The organism is Arthrobacter sp., from assembly GCF_031988865.1.
Classification (GTDB): Bacteria; Actinomycetota; Actinomycetes; order Actinomycetales; family Micrococcaceae; genus Arthrobacter_B.
This window is the reverse complement of the sequence record NZ_DALZXY010000015.1, coordinates 1-17,162: the sequence shown is the minus strand read 5'-3', so window position 1 is coordinate 17,162 and position 17,162 is coordinate 1. Positions and strand designations below refer to the sequence as shown.

Annotated in this window: 15 protein-coding genes and 1 pseudogene; 3 read left to right on the top strand and 13 right to left on the bottom strand. The window is 63.1% G+C overall.

What is annotated here, in order from left to right; genetic code table 11:
- Positions 1–6: 6 nt before the first annotated feature.
- The 6 genes from RTN46_RS04690 to RTN46_RS04665 all read right to left on the bottom strand — a co-directional run bounded on the left by RTN46_RS04690 (position 7) and on the right by RTN46_RS04665 (position 8,358).
- Positions 7–1,953 (bottom strand): glycosyltransferase, encoded by a 1,947-nt coding sequence (locus RTN46_RS04690; protein ID WP_312179454.1) that lies wholly within the window; start codon positions 1,951–1,953, stop codon positions 7–9.
- Entirely contained in the window at positions 1,919–2,794 is an 876-nt protein-coding gene (locus tag RTN46_RS04685; RefSeq protein WP_312179402.1) for an ABC transporter ATP-binding protein, read from the bottom strand. The genes RTN46_RS04690 and RTN46_RS04685 overlap by 35 nt, the downstream gene beginning before the upstream one ends.
- Positions 2,778–3,656, bottom strand: a complete 879-nt coding sequence (locus RTN46_RS04680) for an ABC transporter permease (RefSeq protein WP_396157325.1) — start codon at positions 3,654–3,656, stop codon at positions 2,778–2,780. The genes RTN46_RS04685 and RTN46_RS04680 overlap by 17 nt, the downstream gene beginning before the upstream one ends.
- Entirely contained in the window at positions 3,653–5,395 is a 1,743-nt protein-coding gene (locus RTN46_RS04675) for a glycosyltransferase family 4 protein (protein ID WP_312179399.1), read from the bottom strand. The genes RTN46_RS04680 and RTN46_RS04675 overlap by 4 nt, the downstream gene beginning before the upstream one ends.
- Positions 5,392–6,630: a glycosyltransferase family 4 protein gene (locus RTN46_RS04670; protein WP_312179398.1), complete on the bottom strand. Its 1,239-nt coding sequence runs from the start codon at positions 6,628–6,630 to the stop codon at positions 5,392–5,394. Before RTN46_RS04670 ends, RTN46_RS04675 begins: the two co-directional genes overlap by 4 nt.
- Before the next feature lie 720 nt (positions 6,631–7,350).
- Positions 7,351–8,358 carry an LCP family protein gene (locus RTN46_RS04665; RefSeq protein WP_312179397.1) on the bottom strand — a complete coding sequence of 336 codons (1,008 nt, stop codon included), beginning with the start codon at positions 8,356–8,358 and terminating at the stop codon, positions 7,351–7,353.
- 106 nt (positions 8,359–8,464) lie between these two features.
- Here RTN46_RS04665 and RTN46_RS04660 point away from each other — a divergent pair, with 106 nt between their 5' ends.
- Positions 8,465–8,938 carry a DUF3515 domain-containing protein gene (locus RTN46_RS04660; protein ID WP_312179396.1) on the top strand — a complete coding sequence of 158 codons (474 nt, stop codon included), beginning with the start codon at positions 8,465–8,467 and terminating at the stop codon, positions 8,936–8,938.
- A gap of 64 nt (positions 8,939–9,002) precedes the next feature.
- Here RTN46_RS04660 and RTN46_RS04655 read toward each other — a convergent pair whose 3' ends face one another.
- The 6 genes from RTN46_RS04655 to leuC all read right to left on the bottom strand — a co-directional run bounded on the left by RTN46_RS04655 (position 9,003) and on the right by leuC (position 15,570).
- Complete coding sequence (locus RTN46_RS04655; protein WP_312179453.1) at positions 9,003–10,142, bottom strand: D-alanine--D-alanine ligase family protein; 1,140 nt, start codon at positions 10,140–10,142, stop codon at positions 9,003–9,005.
- A gap of 2 nt (positions 10,143–10,144) precedes the next feature.
- A complete protein-coding gene (locus RTN46_RS04650) occupies positions 10,145–11,182 on the bottom strand; it encodes an NAD(P)H-dependent glycerol-3-phosphate dehydrogenase (RefSeq protein ID WP_312179395.1) in 1,038 nt (345 codons plus the stop codon).
- On the bottom strand, positions 11,179–11,937 hold the full coding sequence (locus RTN46_RS04645; RefSeq protein ID WP_312179393.1) for a lysophospholipid acyltransferase family protein: 759 nt from the start codon (positions 11,935–11,937) through the stop codon (positions 11,179–11,181). The genes RTN46_RS04650 and RTN46_RS04645 overlap by 4 nt, the downstream gene beginning before the upstream one ends.
- A 10-nt stretch (positions 11,938–11,947) precedes the next feature.
- Complete coding sequence (gene murA / locus RTN46_RS04640) at positions 11,948–13,273, bottom strand: UDP-N-acetylglucosamine 1-carboxyvinyltransferase (RefSeq protein ID WP_312179392.1); 1,326 nt, start codon at positions 13,271–13,273, stop codon at positions 11,948–11,950.
- Positions 13,274–13,494: 221 nt separating this feature from the next.
- Complete coding sequence (gene leuD / locus RTN46_RS04635; protein WP_312179391.1) at positions 13,495–14,094, bottom strand: 3-isopropylmalate dehydratase small subunit; 600 nt, start codon at positions 14,092–14,094, stop codon at positions 13,495–13,497.
- 9 nt (positions 14,095–14,103) lie between these two features.
- Positions 14,104–15,570: a 3-isopropylmalate dehydratase large subunit gene (gene leuC / locus RTN46_RS04630; protein WP_312179389.1), complete on the bottom strand. Its 1,467-nt coding sequence runs from the start codon at positions 15,568–15,570 to the stop codon at positions 14,104–14,106.
- Positions 15,571–15,713: 143 nt separating this feature from the next.
- Between leuC and RTN46_RS04625 the strand changes: the two genes are divergently transcribed.
- Both RTN46_RS04625 and RTN46_RS04620 read left to right on the top strand, forming a co-directional pair.
- Positions 15,714–16,433, top strand: a complete 720-nt coding sequence (locus RTN46_RS04625) for an IclR family transcriptional regulator (RefSeq protein WP_312179388.1) — start codon at positions 15,714–15,716, stop codon at positions 16,431–16,433.
- Positions 16,434–16,489: 56 nt separating this feature from the next.
- Complete coding sequence (locus RTN46_RS04620) at positions 16,490–16,912, top strand: potassium channel family protein (RefSeq protein ID WP_312179387.1); 423 nt, start codon at positions 16,490–16,492, stop codon at positions 16,910–16,912.
- Between the two features lie 3 nt (positions 16,913–16,915).
- Here the strand turns inward: RTN46_RS04620 and RTN46_RS04615 are convergent.
- Positions 16,916–17,162 (bottom strand): annotated as a pseudogene (locus tag RTN46_RS04615) (thiamine-phosphate kinase); the annotation flags it as partial.

Genomic DNA, 17,162 nt, shown 5'->3' with positions numbered 1-17,162 from the left:
TACTCCTTAAACCAAGACTTGTTCGAGTGAATCCCCGAAGTATTTTGCGTCGGAATTGGCAAGCAGTTCGCCCGCTTGTACTTGCCACGTGTGGGCAGCTTCGTCAGCATGCCGCACCTGGACATAGTTGAAACGATCGGCTGCATAAATCTGTCCGCCGTCTTCGCGAACGTCTGCAAGAAAAGATGTGTCCTCGCCCGTTGTTATGTCCCGGAATGGGTGGCGCTGAAACTCGCGGAGCCAGCCTACCAGTGTCGGTCCCGCCACAAAGTGCGTATACCGATGTTCTGCACCGGAGTCTCTGAGCACGGTTACGTCGTGCTGTTCAAGCCGCACGTAACGTGCTTGTTTCCCAACTACACTCGCACCGGAGAATTCCAGTGCTTGGAGCTGGTCGAACAGGTACCACTCACCGTAGTGGTCGTCGTCGTCCCATTTAGCAGCCACTTCCCCATCCGCCAAGTTAATCAGGTGGTTCAGGCAGTGCCCAAGAGACCACTCAGCAGGGAGTGAAGCCGCTATGACATTGCCAATACCAGCCTCTGAGCACAGCAGGTGAAAGCGCTCCGAGTCGAAGTCGAAGCCGTGGGCTCCGTAGACCAGCTGAACTTCGACGTCCCGTTGGGCGGCCACCCCCCGGATGACGTGGGCCATTTGCTCCGGACGGATGCTGGCTGCCACCACTGATACGCGGGGCCTGTCCACCGGTGGAAACTGTGGGAGCGCCGAGGTCAGGATCTGGTTCACCCGGTGACGGTAGGTATGGCTTCGCCAAATCGTACGTTGCGCCCGGTGAACCAACCGGTCAGCGTATTCAGCGTTTCGCAGGAGCCCGGCAACGATGTCCCTTGCCTCTGTGCGGTTACGCGCAATCGGGAGCTCACCGTCGGGGAAATGGGTATCCAAGGCTGGGCTCGGTGCCGAAATCACTACCGCACCAGCCGCCGTCATCTCGAATATACGGCGTGAGCACATGGTTGGCGAATCGATCACGGAGTTTACATTCAGGAAAATCTTGTAGGCCTTATATGCGGTAAGCATCTGGCGGTAATTGAGCATGCCCTTCACATGCGCCGCAAGCTCGCCCGGAAACTGGTATTCGGACTTGGCACCGAGGTAGCGGGAGAAAATCTCAAACCCGGGCTTTCGGCCCACGCAGGCTTCCTTGGCGCCAGACAGCAAATAATCCATCTGCTCACGGCGTTCGGGATACTTATGGGAAAAGTACATGCCAGCAAATGCGACGTCACGCTCATGCCACCCGTGGCTCGGACGGACCGGGTTATGTATCTTGGGCTGCGCTGCAAAAGGGAGACAGCCCACTCGATCATGTCCGAGGTCCCTGCGGTACCGCGGCAGCATGTTGGCATCTGTTGTGAAGACCCAGTCACACAAACGGGCCAGTGGCAGAAAGTCGTCGTAGTGCGGTGGATCTTCCTTATTCCAAAGCACCACGGGGATGTCAAGTGCCCGGGCTGCTTCGATGACCCGGCGTATGTCCTTTCCTGGCCCCTCATTTCCCACAAACCGGAATTGCCAGACACCTCCGTTTGCGGACCAGGCAGATTCAATAAGCAGGAGATCAAGGTTGAGGTCCCGGATCGAATCCTGGGTAGCATCGGGACCAACCGGGGTGCAGTTGAATTCCCAGGCGAACCCAGCTTGAGAAAAGTCGTCAAGAAAGACGCCGACGTTCAGCTCGGGCCTGGCAGGAATAGGTTTGGCAAAGGCGGCTGGGGCGAACTGCAGCTGGCGGTGCCGTCCAACGCCGACTCTGCCACCTTCCGCCCCCCTGAGGAACCCAAGCGCTGTCTCGCTGGGGCCGGCTGCCTGTTTCCTGGAGGAGTATCGACGCAGCCGATCGACCCCGCCTTTGCGCAGATGCCAGGCTGCACGGCGCAGTTCTGCGAGTCTTCCGCTATCCATGCTGCCTTTTCTCACTTCGCCACCCACGTTCAAGCAGCTTTGTCCTTATAGGTGGTCGGCTGGCCATAAGCTCGGCCCGAATTTGACGGCCGTAGGCAGGGTTACCTTTGTTCATTCGCCAGACAAAGTTCTTGTATTCCTGGGTGACAGTCTCAGGGTCTCCATCCATGATGAAATCTCCCTTATCCAGCCAGATGCAGCGGTTGCAGTTATCCAGAATGGTGTCAAGGCTGTGGCTGACCAGGAACACCGTCCCTGCTTGGTTCCGAATCTCATCGATACGCTGCTGCGACCGCTGTCGGAACTGGGCATCACCGGTATTCAGGGCCTCATCAATGAGCAAGATCTCAGGATCAACGGCCGCTGCGATTGCAAACCTCAGGCGGGAGGCCATGCCGGAAGAGTAGGAATCCATCGGATAGTTAATCTCATCCTCAAGGCCTGACATATCGACGATCGAGTCATACTTAGCATCGACTTGGTCAGGGCTCATCCCCATGGCAAGGCAGCCGAGCCGTATGTTCTGGCCGCCAGAGAGCGCTGGGACCAGAGCAGCGTTGACACCAAGGAGCACTGGGTCGCTGGTTGCATAAACGGCACCGCTTGCAGGTGCGGTGAGCCCCGCCAGAACCCGCATAAGCGTGCTTTTTCCGGAGCCGTTACGACCGATGATGCCGATGGAATCGCCTCCATATGCAACGAATGAAATACTGCGGAGCGCCTCGGTGGTCTTGTTCACGGCCCTTCGTCCTCGGACCCCCCTGGCGGCCCCGTAACGCTTGGTCCGATAGTGTACGTAGACATCATCGATAACTACAGATTCCTGGCGGCCGGGAACAAACAACACGGCCTCAGTTACTTCGGCCATATGATTCTTCCTTTCGCCAGAATGTGAGGAATCCTAGAGCCAGCGTTCCTAAGGCCCAGAGCATCAGGACCGACCAGCTTTCCCAAGCCGGGGTGGAGTTGTAAAGCAAGACGTCGCGCATGATGTCAATGACGCAGAACAGCGGGTTCGCTTCAAGTATCCCTACCAGCCGCGGGTAGGCGCTAAAACGGTCGAGCGAGTAAAAAACGGCGGAGCCGTACATCCAAAGCCTCGTGATGAAGGCAAGCAGATTGGCTATGTCCCGCACCCGAAGGACCAGAGGTGCAAGTAACAAACCGAGGCCGAGGTTGAACAGGAACTGCAGGGCAATTGCCGGAAGTATCAACAGCCAGCGCCAGGTGATCTCCTCCACTGGAGGAGCCACCACAATGATGAGCAGCATCACGATTGTCGACGGCACACTGGCGAGCAGCTCCCGGACATTGACCGCGATGGGAAGCGAGGCACGCGGGAAGCTGAACGCCTGAATAACCTTGCGGTTGGCAAGGAGGCTTCGAGCTCCCTCGTTGACCGCCCGGGCCGTAAGCTGAAACGTAAATACGCCAATGACCAAGTATCCGACGAAGTTCTCGACGCCGCGGGATGTGCCTAGCAGGACGCCGAAAATCAGGTAATAGGTCAGTCCGTTCAGTATCGGCGTAAGGATAAGCCAGAGGCTACCCAGCCGGTGGCCCTGGTTGGCGCTTTGGACACGGGCGCGCGCATCAAACAAGATGAACTGGCGTCTATCCCACAGCTGGACAAGGTAGTCCGGGAAGGACGGCCTTGCTCCGACCCGGTGCAGCCGGGACAGGTTCACTGCCACCGTCACAGAGTCCGTGGGGGATTGTTGATTTTTCAATGACACTTCCTTAGGCCTGTGTACCGGGCAGAGGCCGTACGAGCATTCGATATCCAAGTTCGTTCGGCGATCACAGAACGGCGTCCCGACTGTCCCAGGCCTTCGCGTTGACTCCGGTTATCCAGCAGCCGGTCGAGAGCGGCGGTAAGCGCCGCCCAATCGCCTGGCGGAAAAAAAGCCCCGTCGATCCCCTCTTCCACGATCTCCCGCAATGCCGGAAGATCGCTGGCTATTACCGGGCGTCCTGAGGCCAGCGCTTCAACGGGTTTCAGTGGCGTCACCATTCGGGTTACGGGGAAGTCCTTCCGCGGCACGACGAACACGTCGAGTGCCTGATGATACAGATGGGCCTGCTCACGTGGAACGCGCCCCGGGAACAGTGCCCGGCCCCCCAGCCCGAGTTCCGCAGCCAGTCGTTTCAGCTCAGGTCCCGCAACTCCGTCCCCAACGATGAGGCACCGGAGACCAGGATGATGTGGAGCCAGGAGGGCAAACGCCCGGAGCAAATCGTCGAGGCCTTCGTAGTCGACGAGGCTGCTCACAGTTCCGATGTAGGTTCCGACTGGAAGCCCCAGCCGGGCCCGGGCTTCCGCCGGGGCGATCGGGGCGTTCAGGAAGTCACCGCCGACTGCATTCGGCAACAAAAACGTGTCCTCAAGGGGTATGCCCGCGTCAACTATCCGCTCACGCATGGCTTCGCCCAGGGTCGCCACCGCGCCTGCCGTCTTCATAACGTCGGCTTCCCGTGCAAGAAACTTGCGGTAGCGTTCGCTCTGCTTTGCGTCCTCGCCGCGGGTCGAGGCCCAGGTGTCGGCTAGCTGGCCGCGGACCTCGTAAACCCAGGGGATGCCCAAGGATTCAGCCACGGCCCGGACCACCAGGCCGTTGACGAAATGCGTGGTGGTATGGAGCACCGTCGGCCGCACAGCGAGTGCCAGTTTCTGCAGCTCTTCCGCTTGGAGCTGGAGCCTGGCTGCCATTCCCTGAGGAAGCCGGAGCGGCAGATGCCGGTGGTAGGTGACGCCGTCGAGCAGGTCTGTTTTGCCGGCGTCAAGCCGCCCAATCTGGACCGGATATCCCACCCGCGTGGCAGCGTGGACCTTCCACCCCTGCTCGCTCTGCGCCGCAAGCAGGGAATGGGAACGCTGGGCATACCCGCTGCCCGTATAGGGCAGGGAATTCGTCAGCAGGTGCAGGACGGTCTGCGGCTGGGGAACATATTCACCCACAACGGGCAGCGAAGGCACCCATCCATCAAAAACACTCAGCTCGCTGGCCAGCCGGGCCTGCTGGCGCCGCTCGGCTGCACTCGCTCCTCCGCGGCCCAAAACCGCTACCGCCTCCGACATTTGGCCGTGGTACCAGCAAAGCCGTGCGTGGGCACCAGACCAGCCGCGGCTCGTGGGCGGAACTGAGGCCAGCAGTTTTTCCGCAATCTCAGGCAGGGCGGCCGCTGTTGCGACGTCGGCCAAGCGGACCGCGGATCGGCGGGAAACACGCCCCCGGGCGGCCTCTGTAAGGCGCATTTCTGCCTCAAGCTTGCGTCCCTGGACAACGGCTGCCATCGCGGGAAGCAGCTCGCCGGGGGCCCTGGAGGCTGCAGACGCCAGCGGACGGATCAAGGAAGCCGGCACGCGGCGGGAAACCTGAAGGGCTAGGACGGCAGGATCATCGCCAAGGTGCTCGAGTATGGTTGCACCGGCCAATCCCGCGTTCCGGATATAGTTCAGCAGTCTCATCGGCGGGCAGGACCCGCTGCCGCTGCCTTAAGCAGTTCTGCATAAGCCCGCCCCAGAGTGTCCACGTTGGCATTACTCTCCACCCAGTCGCGGCCCGAAGTTCCGGTCAGCAGGCGGGAGCGGTCTGCAGCCAGTTCTTTCCAGAGCTGGGCGATGGCCTGCGGATTGGAGGCTACGACGTCGCCGGCGTGCGATTCTTCAATAATCTGTTTCGCCTCGCCCAGCACAATGCCCGTGACGTGCCGTCCGACGGCCAGGACCTCATAGGTCTTGGACGGAATGGTTGTCTCAAAGGACTTCCAATCGTCACGCAGCGACACCACGCAGGTGTCAGCTTTCCGGTAATAGGCCATGACCTCTGCAGCTCCCTGCGCAGGTCGATGGAAATCCACCGGTGCGCCAAGGGCCTTCGCCAGGGCACCCAGCTGACGCCGCTGGACACCATGGCCGACCATGGTCAGGTGCACCGAGTCACCGGCAAGAGCCGCCGCCTGAATAACAGTTTCAAGGCGCTGGCTCTCCCCATGGTTACCCAGGTAAAGCACTTCCAGGCGCTCCGCGTGGGCGGAAGGTGGGGGCAGGAATTCACGGGCAGCCGTGTCGATACCGTTGCTGATCGTCGCAACATCGAGTAGTCCGCGCTCCCTGAGCGTCTGGGCGAAGCCGTTGGTCACCGTTACTACAAGGGCTGCCCGCTCCTGGATCGCGACGATGACTCTTTCGGCGATGCTCTTGGCACTGCCCTGGACAATTCGGGCGTCACGGGCAATATCCGGCCAGGCATCGCGCATGTCAGCAACAAATGGAACTCCCCGCAGCCTGGCAACGACGTAGCCGGCCCCCAGGATCGGCAGCGATGGTACGGTCGCGATGACGACGTCGGGCTTGTGGCCCAGAAGCCCTACGACCACGCTTCCTGCAGCGGAAAAACACTGGTCGGCGAACCGGCCAAGGCGGGTGGTGGGGTGCCATAGGAAAGGAGCCCGGCGAATCCGCTCCCCATGCTGGCCAGTGTCGCAGCGAAAGGCCCGCCCGGCGACGCTGCGCGGCATTGTCCGGCGCCCGGCAGGGGCGTGCGCTATGGGGGCGACCACGTCAATGTTCCAGCCAAGTTCACGGAATGTCCGGATCAGCTGGGTCCATCGACGCTGGGGCGGACTGTGCTCCGGTGAATACGAGTGCGTCAGCAGAAGTACTCGCACACTAATTCCCCCATTTTCTTGCTTGCGGCTCATTGGCCGCTGGTAAAGCAATCGTTAGTCTACCGAAATATCATTGACTGTTCGCTGGATTAGGCCCCTGCCCACGCAGCTTTGCGTAGTAAAGGGCTCCGGCTCCCACCAGGAGCAGGATGACGAGCGTCCGGGTGAGCCAATGGGTGCTCCAATCGGTCCCGTGCTCAGCGCTCGCTTTGGTTGCGGACAAGTCCGCCTCTGATGCGCTAGGGGCTGGCGCCCGGCTCGTTTGAGTAGTGGGTTCCGCGTTGCTCGTGGGGGGCGAAGTCGACGAGGGGTCTGCTGCAGGAGCCTCGTCCGAAGCATCGAACACGCTGGTTACTTCTCCTGTGGACGGGTTCCATTTAAGCTCCGTGTACAGCCAGGTCCGGCCATCCACCAGGTTTCCCGTCCCAGGTTCGATGAGGTAGCCGGTGCCCGGATGGATCAGGTAGCCGCTGGAACGCTCGATTTGGAACCCCGTGGCCGGGTCTATGAGCGCCTGCTCAGGAACAGCATGCACCGTGGGCACAGCGGCGGGATCGCTCGGCGCAGTCTGCACAGGCGGGTCCGGTGTTGGCGGCGGCTCCGGGCTAGGTTCTGGAGCCACCGTGGGTGGTACCCCGGGATGCGTCGCGCCTGGATCCTCGTCTCCGAAGGCCGGCGCTACGGTGAACCCGACAATAAGCAGCCCTGCGATTGTTCCGCGGCGCAAACATTGGCCCAAATTGCCGGACATGCTTAGTAGTTCTCCCCCTCGAGGCCGTCAGCATAAGCCGTCATCGTATCGCCCTTAAGCGCATTAGAGATTTCGGCGATGGCTGCGTCGTCCTTGATGACGATTGACTGCCCGTCCACGGACGTTCCCACCCCAAGGTTCGGCAGGGTGAACATGTGGATGTCCGTGCTGCGGACATTCCGCAATTCCAGCGCCAGGCTGCCGGCAGCGGCAGCGTCCAGGGACTCGTCGACGCTGAGGAACGGTGAAATTTCGGCAACCACGTCGTTGATCCTGAGCGGATTGGAGCGCGTCTCCTTGGAAAGGAACCGGGTCATCAGGCCGCCGACGAAGGCCTGCTGGTTCTTGACCCGCTGATAATCCCCATCGGTAAACGCGTAGCGCTCCCGCACGAACTTGAGGGCGGAATCGCCCTCGAGCGTGATCGGCCCGGCAGCGAAGTACTCTCCATTCTCACCCGAGGACTGGAACGGAACCTCATTGTTCACCTCCACGCCGCCAAGGGCCGTCGTCAGGCCCTTGAATCCCTCAAAGTCGATCACGGCCACATGGTCAATTGGGACATCAAAAAGCCCTTGTACCGTCTCCACCATCAGCGGCACGCCGCCGAAGGCCATCGCTGCGTTGATCTTGTGCTCCCCGTAACCCGGGATGTCCGTCCACGTGTCGCGCATGATGGACATCACGTAGACACCCGAGCGGTCCCCCGGCAGGTGAACCAGCATCATGGTGTCGGAGCGCGCGTCTGCTCCTGGATCCCTGGTGTCGCTTCCGATCAGCAGGATGTTCTGGGAGTCTCCGGCGGTCGTTGCCCGCTCCGGGCCCGTCTCTGGAAGGGCGCCGGCAATCGTGTGGCTCCCAGAGTTAAAGGTCCGCGCCAGGTTCCACACATAGCCGCCGGCGGCCAGGGCAGCCACCAGAACCAGGGAGAGCACCACGAACATGGTTGTTCGGACCGGATGCCGTTCCTTGACCGGTTCGGCAGGAGGGTCATCTAAGAAGTCGGTCACGTTAGTAGTCCTAGGGTCCGGAAGCTCGGGCTGCGGTCTGAGTGTACCGGGACCGCCTGCATCCCCCCGATTCCGTTTAGCCCGGGCGCGCCGATACCCTAGGGGTATGAAGTTCTCTCCGGCAGCCATTTCCGCCGGCACCCTTGTCCTGGCCGCAGTGTTGACCGGCTGCACCCCCGTTGCCGACGTCGATGCGGCCCCGGATGCCGCCAACCCCGACTGCGCGGCCGTGATGGTCGCCGTTCCTGACGACCTGGCGGGTTCCAAGCAACGCGAGACCAGCAGCCAGGGGACGGCCGCGTGGGGTAGCCCGTCTGAGATTATTATGCGCTGCGGCGTACCGGTTCCCGGGCCAACCACGGATGCCTGCGCCACAGTGAACGGCGTGGACTGGGTCCTCCGCGAGGATGGCAGCTTCTGGACCGCAACCACGTACGGCCGCGATCCCGCCGTCGAGGTTCTCTTCGACACGGACAAGGTGGCGTCGTCCACCGTGCTGGTGGAACTGCAGAACGCGGTGTCCCGGGTCGACCAGACGCGGGAGTGCCTGAGCACCAAGGACGTCGAACTGCCGGGTTAGCCGGCAGGAAGAAGGCCGGGGAACAGGTTTCCGTACCAGCTTCCCGGACCTGGGTCCGGCTTCGCTACCTGAGGCCGGTCCGGCGCTCCAGCGCCAGCGCGATCAGCTCATCGATCAGCTCGGTATAGGGCAGGCCGGATTTTGCCCACATCTGCGGATACATGCTGATCGGGGTAAACCCGGGCATCGTGTTGATCTCGTTGATCACCAGCTCGCCGTCCGGTGTGTAGAAGAAGTCGACTCGGGAGAGCCCTTCAGCACCCACGGCATCAAAAGCCACGGCTGCGAGCTCCCGCACCCTTGAGGTCACACTGTCCGGCAGGTCCGCGGGGCAGCTAAGGTCTGCTGCGGCACCGTCAACGTATTTGGCTTCGAAGTCGTACCAGTCGTGCCCGCCGTCGCGGACTGCGACCTCTCCCGGCTGGCTGGTTCGCGGGTCGTCATTGCCGCGTCCCTGCAGCACAGCTACTTCAATTTCACGGCCGGTAATGCCGGCTTCTACGATCACCTTCGGATCATGCTGCCGGGCCGGCTCGATGGCTTCGGGCAGCCCTGCCGGACCGGTAACCCGCGTGATGCCCATGGAGGACCCCGCGCGAGCGGGCTTCACAAACACCGGGAACTTTAGACCGGATACGCGGGCCAGGCACGCCTCGCTGTCGCCGAACCACTGCCGGTCGGTGATGACCTCGTAGGGGCCAACCGCCAGCCCTGCGGCCTCGAAGACGATCTTCATGTAGTGCTTGTCCATGCCGACAGCGGACGCCAGGACACCGGCGCCCACGTAGCGGATATCCGCCATCTCCAGGAGCCCCTGCAGTGTTCCGTCCTCACCAAAGGGACCGTGCAGCAGCGGGAGCACGACGTCGATCCGGCCGATGGAGCGCGGCATGCCGCCGGGCGCATGGGCCACCAGTTCCCGGGAACTGCCTTGGGTGGAAAGCACAACCGACTCCTCGCCGGGTTCCACTTCGGGCAGGGTTTCAGCGCGCAGGGACCACTGGGACGGATCAATGGATGCGAGAGTCCACTGTCCGTTGCGGGTGATTCCGATCGGGACGACGTCGTATTTTGAGTGGTCGATCGCTTCCAGCACTCCAGCGGCGGTAACGCAGCTGACGGAGTGTTCGCTGGAGCGTCCGCCGAAGAGTACGGCCACCCGTGGCCTGGCGCCAGTGTTCGCTGCGGGGGTCATCGGTTCCATCGTCACGGAGTGTGCACACCTTCGGCTTTGAGTTCGCGGGCCAGCAGTCGCGGGCCAAGTTCATCTACGGAGATCGTGCCCTGCAGGACGGCGACGACGTTCTCCGTAATCGGCATCGATACGCCGAGTTTGGTGGCACGGTCCAGAACGGCCTGCGCGGACTTGATGCCTTCGGCGGTCTGCTGCATGGTTGCGGTCACCTCGTCAAGGCTCAGTCCCTGTGCCAGCAGCCGTCCGGCCGTATGGTTGCGGGAGAGGGCGGATGAACAAGTGGCAATGAGGTCCCCCATGCCGGCGAGACCGAAGAGAGTTTCCGCCTGGCCTCCCAGTGCCACGGCCAGGCGGGTGGTCTCGGCAAGCCCGCGGGTCATCACCGAGGCCTTGGTGTTGTCCCCCATTTGTTTGCCTTCGCAGATACCCACAGCCAGCGCAATGACGTTTTTGACGATGCCGCCGATTTCCGTGCCGATCACGTCGGTGTTGGTATATGGCCGGAAGTAAGGGGCCGTGCAGGAGGCAGCGATCCACCCTGCAGTGGCAAGGTCAGAACACGCCACCACCGAGGCGGTGGGTTCCTCACGCGCGATTTCCATGGCCAGATTGGGCCCGGACAGGACAGCGATCTTCTCCTGCGGCCACTCCAGCTCTTCGGAGATCACCTGGCTCATCCGCGCGTCGGTCCCCACTTCGAGACCCTTCATCAAAGACAGGATGACGGCGTCCTTGGGGATCAGCGGCTTGAAGTCCCGCAGCTGGGCACGCAGGGTCTGGGCCGGCACAGCGAGCACCACCAGCTGTGCGCCCGCCAGGACTTCGGCGGGGTCGGCGCTGGCCCGGAGGTTCGCGGGAAGCACAGTGTCCCCGAGGTAGCGGGTATTGCGGTGGGCCGTGTTGATCTCTTCGGCCGCGTCGGCACGGCGGGCCCAGACGCGGACGTCTGTTTTCCGGGAGGCGCCGGCGTCCGCAGCAATCTTGGCGAAGGTAGTCCCCCAGCTGCCGGCGCCAAGGACCGCTGTCACGCTTGGGGGTGCCGTGCTCACTTCGTGCTCTCCGTTTCCCCGTCGTAGCGGCGTCCAATGGCCTTTTGTCCCTTGGCGGCCGGATCCCAGCGTTCGGCGGGGACAGCCTCTCCCCGCAGGGAGGCGACCAGCTCTGTCAGCTCTGCCATGATCCGTTCGGTGGCTTCCTCGAGGACCGTCTTGGTCATCGGGACACCGCGCAGGTCGGAGAGGTCCACGGGGCGCCCCACAAGGACTCGAACGCGCTTGCGCGGAAACAGGTGCAGCATCTTGCCGTAGCGCGGCAGCAGTTCCTGGGCACCCCAGTGCGCCAGCGGGATGACGGGAGCGCCGGTTTGCAGCGCGAGCCGTGCCGCGCCCGTCCGTCCCTTCATCGGCCAGAGGTTTGGATCCCGGGTCAGAGTGCCTTCAGGGTAGACAATCAGGGCGCCGTCGGCGTCGATAACCGACTGCGCCCCCGCAAGCGAAGCGGCGGCACCGGATCCTCCGCGGGTCACCGGTACCTGTTTCGTGGCGCGCAGGGCGGGGCCGAGTACCGGAACCTTAAAGAGCGAGGCCTTGGCCAGGTACCGGGGCAGAATCCCCTGGCTGTAGAAGAAGTGCCCCACGACCAGCGGATCGATCTCCGTCACGTGGTTGGGGCAGGCGATAAAGCCACGCCCCTTCGGCAGGTTTTCGATGCCTTCCCAGCGCCGTCCAATCATCAGGTTCATCGCGGGACGGATCACCGAAGCCAGGATAGTGAACGTGATGCGTGACTTTGCCGATTCGCTCATGGTGCAGAGCCTACTTCCCGCCTTCGACGTCGAAATCCGCGCCGAGACCTTCCAGCTTGTCGAGGAAGTGTTCGTAGCCGCGGTTGATCAACTCGACACCCGTCACCCGGGAGGTTCCCTCGGCAGCCAGGGCCGCGATCAGGTGGCTGAAGCCGCCGCGCAGGTCCGGGATATCGATCTCCGCTCCCTTGAGCTTGACCGGTCCCGAGATCACTGCCGAGTGCAGGAAGTTGCGCTGGCCGAAGCGGCAGGGGATGCTGCCGAGGCATTCGCGGTGCACCTGAATGTTGGCGCCCATGCGGATCAGCGCGTCGGTGAAGCCGAAACGGTTCTCGTACACCGTCTCATGCACGATTGACACTCCTTCGGCCTGGCTGAGGGCAACCACCACTGGCTGCTGCCAGTCCGTCATAAAGCCCGGGTGGACATCCGTCTCGAGGACCAGCGAGTTCAGGCTGCCGCCGGGATGGTAGAAGCGGATGCCGTCGTCGTCGACGTCGAACGCGCCGCCGATCTTGCGGTAGATGTTCAGGAAGGCCGTGAGGTCCTGCTGGTTGGCGCCTTCAACGTAGATATCACCCTTGGTCACCAGTGCCGCCGAGGCCCAGGAAGCGGCCTCGTTGCGGTCCGGCAGTGCCCGGTGGTTGTACCCGGTGAGTTCGGGAACGCCTTCGATGCGGATGACGCGGTCCGTCTGCACGGTGATGATCGCGCCCATTTTCTGCAGCACGGCAATCAGGTCAAGGATTTCCGGCTCGACGGCGGCGCCGCTTAGCTCGGTGATGCCTTCGGCCCGGACCGCGGTCAGCAGTACCTGCTCGGTCGCGCCGACGGACGGGTACGGCAGATCCAGCTTGGCGCCCTTGAGGCCCTTGGGCGCGGACAGTGCGATGCCCCCGGGACGCTTCTCCACCAGTGCACCGAAGTTTCGCAGCATCTGCAGGTGGTAGTCAATGGGCCGGTCGCCGATCTTGCAGCCGCCGAGATCGGGAATAAAGGCTTCTCCGATGCTGTGCATCAGCGGACCGCACAGCAGGATGGGGATACGGGAATCGCCGGCATGGGCGTCAATGTCCCGAGAGGCGGCCGTCTTGGCGTTCTTCGGATCCATCAGCAGGTCCCCCGTCACCGGGTCCTTGGTCACCTCGACACCGTGGAGCCTCAACAGCGACGTAACGACGTCGACGTCCTTGATTTCGGGAACGTTCCGCAGCAGGGACGGGCTGTTGCCCAGCAGAGCTGCCACCATGGCTTTGGGGACAAGGTTCTTAGCCCCGCGGACCGGCACTTTTCCTGTGAGGGGTACCCCACCACGGATGGTTAGAACGCTACCCATGAACACCTGTTTCTTTCGTCTGGATTGCCCCCGAGGCCACTAGAGACTGCTTCCTAATCATAGGAGTAAGCACGCCCTTTCCCGAAATAGCACGGCGGCCACGGGCGGTGTTGAACCGAAGATGCCGGCGCCATGCGATCGGAAAGCCGATGGGCCTCCCCTGCGGGGAGACCCATCAATACTATGCCGGTGCCGCCGCCGGGATGAAACCGGCAGGCAGGCTATGTGCGGGCCGGAAGAGTGGCGGGTTTGAAGGAAGGACGGCGGGATTCAAATGCCGTGATGTCCTCCTCATGGCGAAGCGTCAGTCCGATGTCGTCGAGGCCTTCCAGGAGGCGCCAGCGCGTGTAGTCGTCAATCTGGAACGGTGCTGTGACGGTATCGCAGACCACGGTCCGTGCCTCGAGGTCAACAGTCACTTCGGTGCCCGGCGAGTTCTCCAGGACCTTCCAAATGAGCTCAATGTCATCCTGGGCGACCTGCGCAGCCACCAGGCCCTGCTTGCCGGAGTTGCCCCGGAAGATGTCGGCGAAACGGGAGGACAGCACAGCCCGGAAGCCGTAGTCCTTCAACGCCCAGACAGCATGCTCGCGGGAGGATCCCGTTCCGAAGTCAGGGCCGGCCACCAGGACCGAGCCCGCGTTGTAAGGCTCTTGGTTGAGGATGAACTCGGGGTTCTTGCGCCATCCGGCAAAGAGCGCGTCCTCGAAGCCGGTCCGGGTGATGCGCTTGAGGTAGACGGCGGGGATGATCTGGTCCGTGTCGACGTCGCTCTGGCGCAGCGGAACACCGATGCCGGTATGCGTGGTGATCTTTTCCATGGTCTTCTCCTAGGCTGCTGCAGCGGTGGCGGTGGTACCGGCGGCCGCGCCGGGCAGGGGGTCAAGGTCCGACGGCGAGCTGAGCGTTCCGCGGACGGCTGTGGCTGCTGCCACGACCGGGGATACGAGGTGGGTGCGCCCGCCCTTGCCCTGGCGTCCCTCAAAGTTGCGGTTGGAGGTGGAAGCGCAGCGCTCCCCCGGTTCCAGCTGGTCGGGGTTCATGCCCAGGCACATGGAGCAGCCGGCAAAGCGCCATTCAGCACCGAAGTCCTTGAAGACCCGGTCCAGTCCTTCGGCTTCCGCCTCCAGCCGGACCCTTGCCGATCCGGGAACCACCATCATGCGGATGTTGGGGTCCTTCTGCCTGCCGCGGATGATGTCCGCGGCGATGCGCAGGTCTTCGATCCGACTGTTCGTGCAGGAACCGAGGAAGACGGTGTCCACCCGGATCTCCTTCATGGGGGTGCCGGGACGCAGGTCCATGTAGGCCAGAGCCCGCTCGGCGGCTGCCTTCGCGTTCTCGTCACCGAAGTCCTCGGGCGACGGGACGGCGTCCGAGAGCGAAACACCCTGCCCGGGGTTGGTGCCCCAGGTGACAAACGGCTCGAGTTCATCCGCGTCGAGGAACACCTCGGCGTCGAACACCGCCTCGGCATCAGTGGCCAGCGATTTCCAGTGCTCGACGGCGGCGTCCCAGTCAGCGCCCTGCGGTGCGTGCGGCTTGCCCTTGAGGTAGGCGAACGTGGTTTCGTCCGGTGCCACCATGCCGGCGCGGGCGCCTGCTTCGATGGACATGTTGCAGATGGTCATGCGCGCTTCCATCGACAGCGAGCGGATAGCCGAGCCACGGTATTCCAGGACGTAGCCCTGCCCGCCGCCGGTGCCGATCTTCGCGATGACGGCCAGGATGATGTCCTTGGACGTGACGCCCGGGCGCAGCGTGCCCTCAACGTTGATGGCCATGGTCTTGAACGGCTTCAGTGACAGGGTCTGCGTCGCCATAACGTGCTCGACTTCGGAAGTGCCAATACCCATGGCCAGCGCACCGAAGGCTCCGTGAGTGGAGGTGTGCGAGTCTCCGCACACCACAGTCAGCCCCGGTTGCGTCAGGCCCAGCTGCGGTCCAACCACGTGCACGATGCCCTGCTCAGCGTCGCCCAGCGAGTGCAGCCGCACGCCGAATTCCGCGCAGTTGGCCCGCAGGGTTTCGATCTGTGTACGGCTCACGGGATCGGCGATCGGCTTGTCGATCGCCAGCGTGGGCGTGTTGTGGTCTTCCGTGGCAATCGTCAGGTCCGGGCGGCGCAGCTTTCGGCCTGCCAGGCGCAGGCCTTCGAAGGCCTGGGGAGAGGTAACCTCATGAACGAGGTGAAGATCGATGTAAAGGAGATCCGGCGCGCCGTCCTCGCCCTTGGCGACAACGTGCGAGTCCCACACCTTCTCCGCGAGCGTCCTGCCCGCTGAATGCTCTCCCATGGCCATGTACTCCTCGACTGATGTAGCTCCGGCAGCGGTTACGCGTCCGCCGGAATCCTGATGAATTCAAGACAACCAGCACCCCGCGTCCGGCGCCAGTTTTTCCACTTGCATCTCAGATACTGAGACGGCAGTATCATTCTATGGACAATTCAAGCGGCGTCGGAGTTATCGACAAGGCTGCCATGGTGCTCGACGCACTCGAGGCAGGCCCCACCACACTCGCCCAGTTGGTCGCCGCCACCGGCCTGGCCAGGCCCACCGTGCACCGGCTCGCACTCGCGCTGGTCCACCACCGGCTGGTGGGCCGGGACATCCAAGGGCGCTTTGTCCTGGGCAGCCGTCTCGTGGAGCTGGCCTCCGCCGCCGGCGAGGACCGCCTCATCGCCTCCGCCGGTCCTGTCCTCCTGGCCTTGCGGGATGCCACCGGGGAAAGTTCCCAGGTCTTCCGGCGCCAGGGCGAATGGCGCGTCTGCGTGGCGTCCGCCGAACGTCCCATCGGGCTGCGGGACACGATCCCGGTAGGCACCCAACTCTCCATGAAGGCAGGCTCAGCCGCGCAGGTCCTCCTGGCCTGGGAAGACCACGACCGGCTCCTTGAAGGCCTCCAGCACGCGCGCTTCACCCCCACTGTCCTGGCCGGAGTGCGGCGGCGCGGCTGGGCGCAGAGCCTTGGGGAACGCGAACCGGGCGTCGCCTCGGTGTCAGCGCCGGTCCGTGGGCCCTCCGGACGGGTCATTGCGGCGATTTCCATTTCCGGGCCCATAGAGCGGCTAACCCGCCAGCCGGGCCGCATTCACGCCGAGGTGGTCAGCAAGGCGGCAGGACAGCTGACCGAGGCCCTGCGCACGAGCAGTGACTGACTCGCAGGGCGCTTCCGGCCTATCCTGAAACCGACCATCAGGAGCTAGGAGCGGCAATGAAGAGGTTACGTGTCCTTTGGCACATCATCCGCATCACGGGAGCCGACGTCGTTGTCTTCGGCTTCCTCATTGCCTACGGAATCGCATCACTGGTGCTGCCGCACTTCGAACCGGGCATACCAACCATCGGCGATTCGTTCTGGTATCTCTTCGTGTCGTTTACGACCATCGGCTTTGGGGACTTCGTCGCCGTGACGCTGGTCGGACGGCTCATTACCGTTTTTGTGGCCCTTTACGGAATCCTGGTCGTTGCCCTTGCCACCGGTGTGATCGTGGGCTTCTACAACGAGCTGCTCAGGGCCCGCACCAAGGACAGCCTGCGGGTATTCATCAGCGAACTGGAGAATCTGCCGGACCTTAGCAAGGAGGAACTCGCTGACCTCGCTGCCAGGGTCCGCGAGCGGCACATCCTGGGCTGATGCCTATCCGGCGAAGTGATCCCACCCGGCCGCTGACGGCACCCTGCCGCCGACGGTGACCTCACCGGGGTTCCGGCCGAAACCTGTCTGGCCCACCGTCCCGATCCGCCGGTAACCCCGCGGAAGTACCGCACCGGCATCGAAACAGGCCAGGAGCCCGTGGTCTTCTCCCCCGGACAAGACCCAGTGCATGGCGCTGCCCCCGACCTGCCGTGCTGTCTGCGTCAGCTGGGCGGCATCCTGCAGCAGG